Source organism: Empedobacter sp. UBA5036, from assembly GCF_002415215.1.
In the GTDB taxonomy this organism is placed as follows: domain Bacteria; phylum Bacteroidota; class Bacteroidia; order Flavobacteriales; family Weeksellaceae; genus Empedobacter; species Empedobacter falsenii_B.
This window is the reverse complement of sequence record NZ_DICC01000053.1, coordinates 1-7,950: the sequence shown is the minus strand read 5'-3', so window position 1 is coordinate 7,950 and position 7,950 is coordinate 1. Positions and strand designations below refer to the sequence as shown.

The window sequence follows — 7,950 nt, the reverse complement described above, 5'->3', positions numbered from 1 at the left end:
TTTTACGTGAAACCGTAATTTATTGTTAAATGGTTGTTGTATGTTTGAATTTAGTTTACGAAATATAGACATAGTGGTTTTTTCATGAAACTCACCATATTTCATTTCGTAAAAAACAATGTTATGCATCATTATGAAAAACGAAACACTAAAAGAACTATTACAAAATTATCCGAATCAAATTATGTTTGACAACATCGTTGATTTTGAAAAATTTGATGAGCGTTTATCTATTATCGATTGTATAGTAGTCAATATAATTGGTGTGGAAAAAGGATTTATTGAATTTATTCCAGATAATAACCCACCTTCGGAAGATGAAATTTTATGTTGGATTTGGTCATTTAAACCTGACTTAACAAATGAAATCCTCGAAATAACTAAGAATGATGATTTAAAGTTTGCTTTAAATTCATATTTAAACAACCACTAAAAAAAGCTCTTATCCAAGAGCTTTTTTGTTAAAGAAATGTTTTGGGTAAAAGTACTTTTTACCGAGCTTAAAACAAGGAATCGTCTTGTTTCTCCTCATGCGATACAACGTTTTGTCACTAACGTTAAGTAGCCTTTGCACATCTGCACTGTCGTAGAATCCGTGATCTTTGTCCGTGGGTTGTATATTCGTAATTAATTCTACTAAAAGAAGTTTTAACTCGTTGCTATCCTTCTCTTTTTGTGTAAAAAAGTAAGTGTTTTGCATACGTTTTAATTTGCTTAATTTCAGTAAGATAGATATTTTAATTAAATAAAACAAATCATAAGAGGAAGTAGGATAGGGAGGGAGTGTTACTTTTTTTATTGATTTTCTGTTTTAATTATTCGAATTTCTTTTTTTTTATGTCACTTTTTTTCGTCAAAAAAACTAACGAAAAAAGACTTGGCTGTAAACCTCCCTACTAAAAATGTTCTCATTTCACTAAAGATTTTAAAAACCCTACGGGCTAAAACCTTTTTTACGTTGCATTCAATCATTTTCTTAACGTGTGAGTTTTAATGCCGGTTTCTTCATCCTTTTTTAATATTCAAATTCACTTTTAATAAGGCATTAAAATCCGTCATTTCTGAAGAGTCGAGATTGCTTTAAATAAGAATTTTAAAGGCGACATACGATTTGCAGACGAGTTTCAATCCATTGAAACAAGCGTAAAAAAGATTAGTGAGCGTATGCGAATCATTTAATCTTTTTAGTGAGTAAAATGAAGATTGAACGTCGAAAATCGCAGTCTTGACCTTTTTGGTTCGTTTTTGTGTCAAGACAAAAATGAACATATGTACCTAAGCTCTACTAGAGCTTCTCCTTTTAATTTCAAATGTTTTTTCATCAAGGTTTTCCGAAGGGTATATGTTTTCCTTTTCTTTAATGTCACTTTTTTTCGTCAAAAAAACTAACGAAAAAAGACTTGGCCGTAAACCTCTCTACTAAAAATGTTCTCATTCCACTAAAGATTTTAAAAACCCTACGGGCTAAAACCTTTTTTACGTTTCATTCAATCATTTTCTTAACGTGTGAGTTTTAATGCCGTTTTCTTAATTCTTTTTCAATATTCAAATTCATTTTAACAATGAATTTAAAACCGTCCTTATTTAAGAATGTTTATTTATTGACCTTTAATATTTTACGTTGATTTATTGTTTATGAATAGGAATTTAAAATCCGACGATTTAGAATCGAAATGTAATTCAACTCTAAATTATTAGAATATAAAAGTTGGAGTGTTTGAGTGAAACGAGTTGCCAACTTTATGGAAATAATTTAGTTAAAATACCTGAGCCATACCATGGCTCCTCCTTTTAATTTCAAATGTTTTTTAGATGAGCAAAAAATGAAAGTAAGAATTTAAAATGGTCACTGAGGTACTCTAAGTGCAGAATCTTTCCATTACTTCTTTTCTAAATCAAATTCATTTTAACAATGAATTTCAAAAACCGTCATTGCTGAAGAGTCGAGTGTCAATTCGACGTAGCGAGTGTTAAAATGATTTACTGTTTACATTTTATATGTGAATGATTTAAAGCATTTAGCGAGTAGTCGTTATTGACCGACTTGTAAGCACCGACTTGACTTTTTTGGTTCTTTTTTTCATCAAGGAAAAAATGAACATATAATTATTAATTAATTTGTAACAATTTTACCTAAGCTCCACTGGAGCTTCTCCTTTTAATTTCAAATTCTTAATTTCAAATTTTTAATTTCAAATGTTTTTGTGTCAAGACTTCTCCGAAGGGCATATGAATTCATTTAAAAACAATAAGAACTCATGAATAAAAATGAATGTAAAATTCTTTCTATCACTTTTTTATTCATAGCTTATTTATTTTAATTATCGGTATTCATATGCCCTAGGGGGAAGCTCATCCAAAAAAACATTTCCATTGCAATCTTTTCTAATCAGAAAAGGATTTTCTCTACAATCCCTAACGCAAATACAAATCAATATTTACATTAAAGGAACAATTTTTATAAATTACTTTGTAAGTAAGCAATCATTTTCTCAGCAACTTTTTCCGAAGATGCAGGATTTTGACCTGTAATTAATAAACCGTCTTCTACAACATGCACTCCCCAGTCTTCAGTTTTAGAGTAATGACCTCCTAATTTTTCTAATTCAGCCTGAACTAAGAATGGAACAACATCTGTTAATTGTACAGCATCTTCTTCAGAATTAGAAAAACCAGTTACATTTTTTCCTTTTACAAAAGGTTCTCCATTACTTAAAGTAATATTCTTGAAAACTCCTGGAGCATGACAAACAGCACCAACTGGCTTACCAGCATTATAGAAATCTAAAATCAATTGTTGAGAATGCACATCATTTGCTAAATCCCATAGTGGTCCATGACCTCCTGGATAGAAAATAGCATCGTAATCCTCAGCTTTTTCATTAGCTAATACATGTGTATTTGCAATTAAAGCTTGAACATTTTCGTCTTTATTGTAACGCTCTGTAGCTTCTGTTTGTGCAGCTTCTGTTTCGCTATTAGGATCTATAGGAGCTTGTCCTCCTTTAGGTGTAGCAATAGTAACTTCGTGTCCAGCATCTACAAATTTGTAGTAAGGAGCAGCAAATTCTTCTACCCAAAATCCTGTTTTATGTCCTGTATTTCCCAATTCATCATGAGAAGTAACAACAAATAATATTTTCATAATTTTAATTATTTAAATTCAACAATAAATTCTTCGTTTGGTAGTCTAACTTTTTTCATAGATCCAATCCAGTCTAATTCAGGATCGGCAACACCAACATACATTAAAGATACACTTCTAAGACCTAACTCGTCTAATTTTAAAACTTTATCTACAATAGCGTTATCAAAACCTTCTACAGGAGTAGTATCAACTTTTAACTCAGCAGCTTGTGCTAATGCAAGCCCTAATGCAATATAAGTTTGACGAGCAGTATGTGCAAAATTTTCCTCTGCTGATGTATTCAAGTAAATACCTTTTATTTTATCTGTATAACTTCCGAAACGACCTCTTGGCAATCCTCTTTCATCTGTAGTAAAATCATATACTTTATCAATTCTTTCTGCTGTATAGTTGTCCCAAGCAGCAAAAATAATTACATGTGAACAATCTCTCATACATTCAGGATTAAGAGCTCCTTTTACCAATTGATTTTTTAAATCTTGGTTCTCTACAACTAATACTTTAAAAGGTTGTAATCCAGATGAAGTAGGTGCTAGTCTAGCAGCTTCTATAATTTTATCAATTTTATCTTGACTAACTTTTTGCGATGGATTGTATGCTTTTACTGCATGTCTCCAATTTAAATCTTCTATTAATGACATTTTTTTAATTATTTAGTTAAAAACACAAACAACATGGTAATTAAAGCAGGAATACCTTGTATCAAAAATATTTTTTTACCAGAGGTTATACCTCCAAAAATACCTGCAACAGTAATACATCCTAAAAAGAATAGACGAATATTACAACTCCATTCATGATTTTCTATAAGAAAAGACCAAATAAGTCCTGCAATCAAAAAACCGTTATATAAACCTTGATTAGCAGCTAATGCTTTCGTAGGAGTAAATAAATCTTTTGGTAAAGATTTAAATGTTTTTTTACCTGCTGTTTCCCAAGCAAACATTTCCATCCAAAGAATGTAACAATGTTCAATTGCAACAACTGCGGTTAAAATACTTGCTATAATTTCCATATCATTTGTATTAATTTACAGAAACACTTAATATAACTTCAATATTTCCACGAGTTGCATTAGAATAAGGACATACTTTATGTGCTGTTTCAATAAGCTTTTGAGCTTCTTCCATTGAAACACCTGGTATATTAGCATGTATCTCAGCTGCAAGACCATAACCTCCGCTTTCTAATTGTCCGATAGCTACTTTTGCTGTAACGCTCGTTTCTCCTGTTTTTATTTTTTGCTGTTTGATCACCAAATTCAAAGCGCTATCAAAACAGGCAGAATATCCTGCTGCAAATAGCATTTCAGGGTTTAAAAAGTCATCATTTGCACCTCCTAATGCTTTTGGAGTACGTACTTGCATATCTAAAACACCGTTTTCACTTTTTACTTGTCCGCTTCTACCTCCCGTAGCTGTAGCCTGAGTTTCATATAATTTTTTCATTGTTGTTTGTTTAAAATTTTATTTGCTATTTTTTTTAATTGTTTAAGCTCATCTACAGATATCGCCATTGATTCTAACAATTTTTCTGGAATATCTTTGACTTTCTCTTTCAAAGCACTTCCTTTTTTGGTCAAAGAAATTACTACAATGCGCTCATCTTCAATATTTCTACTTCTAACAACCATTTCTTTTTGCTCCATTCTTTTTAGTAAGGGTGTTAGTGTACCGCTGTCTAAGAAAAGTTTTTCACCTAATTGCCCTACTGTTTGCTGTTGTTCTTTCCATAAAACCATAAGCACTAAATACTGTGGATAGGTAATATCAAGTGGATCTAAATATAAACGGTACATGTTGATTATCTTTTTTGAAAGCGCATATATGGGAAAACAAAATTGATTATCTAGTTCTAGCGTATCTTTCATAGTTCATCAATATTAAATTACATAACAAAGTTACAAAATTATATTTTACACAATATAATTTTGTAAAACATTAACAAATGTTTTATTAAAAATTACAATCTGTAAACATTAAGTAATACCTTTTATAATATTTAGAAATAGAATTTTATTAGTTTTTATTTTATTAAGGATAAATATTTTTCATATCCTTTAGCTTTCATTTCTTCTTTTGATATAAACTTTAATGATGCACTATTAATACAATATCTCAATCCTCCTTTATCTTTTGGGCCATCATCAAAAACATGACCTAAATGAGCATTACCAGTTTTACTTCTTACTTCAGTTCTTTTCATTCCAAAAGAATTATCATTTATTTCTTCAATAAGATTTTTACTGATTGGTTTTGAGAAACTTGGCCAGCCACAACCTGATTCAAATTTATCCGTTGACACAAAAAGAGGTTCACCAGTTGTTATGTCTACATAAATTCCTTCTCTAAATTCAGAATTATATTCATTTGAAAAAGGTTTTTCTGTTGCACCATTTTGTGTAACATCGTATTGCAAAGAAGTTAAATGTTTTTTAAGTTCACTTTGGCTTTCTTTGATATATTCTTTTTCTTGAATAGGATTTGCCTTACGAGCATCATCAAATAAACTTGGTGATATATGGCAATATCCTTTTGGATTTTTATTTAAATAATCTTGATGATAATTTTCTGCATCATAAAAATTATGTAAAGGCATATTTTCTACTACAATTTTTTGATTATAATTTTTTTCTAAATCTTTTAACTTCTGATCGATTAATTTAGAGTCAGTTGGGTTTGTATAATAAATTCCTGTTCTATATTGTGTCCCTAAGTCATTTCCTTGTTTGTCTAGACTCGTAGGATCTATTGTCTTAAAATACAAATCAATTAATAATCCTAGATCAACTATATCAGGATTATAAGTTACCTTGACAGTTTCAGCAAAACCAGTTTTACCTGTGATCACTTCTTTATAAGAAGGCTTTTCTATAGTTCCATTAGCATAACCTACAACTGTATTTGTAACCCCTCTGACCTGTTTAAAAAAATGTTCTGTTCCCCAAAAACATCCTCCTGCAAAATATATTTCATTTTCTGATGTGTTATTCATTTTCTGATGTTTATTCGATTTAACTAAATTATTTTTATGAGTTTTACAACTTATACTTGTTAGTATTATTCCTGTAATAATTAATGAGCTTATGATGAATAATTTTTTCATGATTTTTTATTTAAAGATTGAGCTAAAAGAGTGAAACCAAAGCCGAAGTAAGCTATATCTTTTAAAATGAAAAAATCTGTTACAGGAACTCCATCAACAAATTTCCAAATCCCGGGAGTTGTAAAAAGATAACTAAGAGTTGTTCCGAAAATAATAAGAATAGCTATTCCCGCATATTTTTTTAATGATTGATATTTTAAAGTTAAAACAACTAATAATGCTACAAGTAATTCAAGTACTCCAACTATATTAGATACAGTTTGATCACTAAATATTTTATAAATCCAAAACGATAATGGGTGATTTTCTACAAGAGACTTTATAGCTTGAGCCTCTGTTGGTGTAAACTTAAAAATGCCTATCCACACTAAAAGTAATACTGTTCCAAATAGAGGTAAGTAATATCCTATTTTGTAAAGATTTATAAAGGGTGAATTAATATTCAAATTATCTTTATGAGTATGAACTAAATTTTTTGTTTCCATTTTTTAATAATTTTTATTGTATATACGATCTTTTATAATAGTAGTCGTATAAATAATTAAAACCTGACAAAAAAAATCTATTTTTTTTTGTTAGATATTAATCTTTCTATAATTTTTACAAAAAAAAACCATTGTAAATGTATCATTTAAAATGGTTTGAGTTTTTTTTATTGTTTTATGAATTTATCTTAAATTTCATTAAATATGTGATGTATTATAATTAAAATAAAAATTAACTTTAGACTATACTTTGGAAATTATTTAATAAAAATTTTAGTCTTAAAAATAGCAGTTTAAAAAGAAAATATTATTTATACACTTTATTTTTTGATGATAAACATTCGTAATGTATTTATTCATGTTTACAATGAGTTTCTATTTTGGACTTTATTTTAGATTTTAGAGCATCTACATTAATTAATTTTTCTTTTGAATTTTGTTTATTCAAAAGATTATCTATTAGCTTTACTTTTTTGTAGTAAGAAGCGCACCATTTACAACTATAAATATGTAAATTCAATCTCAAATTTTGAATTAATGAGATTTTTTTTGCATTTTTTTTCTCTATTTCAAATGTTATTTCATTACAAGGCATAATAACCCAATGAATAATTTTATTCCACATAAGTTAATTTTTAATTAGATAAATTAGATTCAATGCACTCTCTTAATTGTAATCTAGCTCTTTGAAGAATCTTCCATAAATTAGTCGATGTAATTCCTATTTCCTGACAAACAAGTTCTGTTTTTTTTTGTTTTAAATAGTATAGTTTTATAGGAATTAACCATTTATTAGGTAATTTTTCTAAACAATTTTCTAAATAGTTTTCTCTAATATTATTTTCATTTTCTGTCCAATCATTTAATATATTTTTATCAATCCAATTACCATTTTCATCAAAAAAATAATCTAAAGTGATCTCATTTTTATTATTATATTTTTTTCTGTAAAAATCAGAAATTTTATTTTTCAAAATACTAATTAACCAAGTTTTTACAGAGCTATTCCATTGAAATTTTTCATAATTTTCAAAAGCTGAAATAAAAACATCTTGTACTAAATCTTCTGCATCTTCTTTGCTAGATATTAAATAGTTAGTTTTTTTTAATAGGTCCAATGTATAATCATCAATCCATTTTTGGATATTAATATTTTTATCTTTATTTATCATAGGTATATTTTTATAGAAAAACCCGTAGTGCATTTGTATT

General features: G+C 28.4%; 10 protein-coding genes. 1 reads left to right on the top strand and 9 read right to left on the bottom strand.

Translation table 11 applies throughout. The features are described from left to right. The first annotated feature begins 133 nt into the window (after positions 1-133). On the top strand, positions 134-433 hold the full coding sequence (locus tag B4J88_RS09570) for a hypothetical protein (RefSeq protein ID WP_291067438.1): 300 nt from the start codon (positions 134-136) through the stop codon (positions 431-433). A 9-nt stretch (positions 434-442) separates the two neighbouring features. Here the strand turns inward: B4J88_RS09570 and B4J88_RS09565 are convergent, their stop codons facing one another. The 9 genes from B4J88_RS09565 to B4J88_RS09525 form a co-directional block, all read right to left on the bottom strand. Then, the gene (locus B4J88_RS09565) at positions 443-700 is read right to left on the bottom strand and encodes a helix-turn-helix domain-containing protein (protein ID WP_260543027.1); all 258 of its coding nucleotides are present in this window, start codon (positions 698-700) and stop codon (positions 443-445) included. A 1,758-nt stretch (positions 701-2,458) separates the two neighbouring features. Beyond that, positions 2,459-3,145 (bottom strand): type 1 glutamine amidotransferase domain-containing protein, encoded by a 687-nt coding sequence (locus B4J88_RS09560; RefSeq protein WP_291067436.1) that lies wholly within the window; start codon positions 3,143-3,145, stop codon positions 2,459-2,461. Positions 3,146-3,153: 8 nt separating this feature from the next. Beyond that, positions 3,154-3,789, bottom strand: a complete 636-nt coding sequence (locus B4J88_RS09555) for a nitroreductase family protein (protein ID WP_291067434.1) — start codon at positions 3,787-3,789, stop codon at positions 3,154-3,156. A gap of 8 nt (positions 3,790-3,797) precedes the next feature. Beyond that, complete coding sequence (locus tag B4J88_RS09550) at positions 3,798-4,163, bottom strand: DUF1304 domain-containing protein (RefSeq protein WP_038330681.1); 366 nt, start codon at positions 4,161-4,163, stop codon at positions 3,798-3,800. A gap of 10 nt (positions 4,164-4,173) precedes the next feature. Next, positions 4,174-4,596 carry an organic hydroperoxide resistance protein gene (locus B4J88_RS09545; RefSeq protein WP_038330684.1) on the bottom strand — a complete coding sequence of 141 codons (423 nt, stop codon included), beginning with the start codon at positions 4,594-4,596 and terminating at the stop codon, positions 4,174-4,176. Next, on the bottom strand, positions 4,593-5,018 hold the full coding sequence (locus B4J88_RS09540) for a MarR family winged helix-turn-helix transcriptional regulator (protein WP_180906579.1): 426 nt from the start codon (positions 5,016-5,018) through the stop codon (positions 4,593-4,595). Before B4J88_RS09540 ends, B4J88_RS09545 begins: the two co-directional genes overlap by 4 nt. A gap of 155 nt (positions 5,019-5,173) precedes the next feature. Next, on the bottom strand, positions 5,174-6,253 hold the full coding sequence (gene msrB, locus B4J88_RS09535; protein WP_115000181.1) for a peptide-methionine (R)-S-oxide reductase MsrB: 1,080 nt from the start codon (positions 6,251-6,253) through the stop codon (positions 5,174-5,176). Further along, positions 6,250-6,738: a DUF417 family protein gene (locus B4J88_RS09530; protein ID WP_115000182.1), complete on the bottom strand. Its 489-nt coding sequence runs from the start codon at positions 6,736-6,738 to the stop codon at positions 6,250-6,252. Before B4J88_RS09530 ends, msrB begins: the two co-directional genes overlap by 4 nt. 635 nt (positions 6,739-7,373) lie before the next feature. Then, a complete protein-coding gene (locus B4J88_RS09525; protein ID WP_291067492.1) occupies positions 7,374-7,943 on the bottom strand; it encodes a sigma-70 family RNA polymerase sigma factor in 570 nt (189 codons plus the stop codon). Between the last annotated feature and the right edge of the window lie 7 nt (positions 7,944-7,950).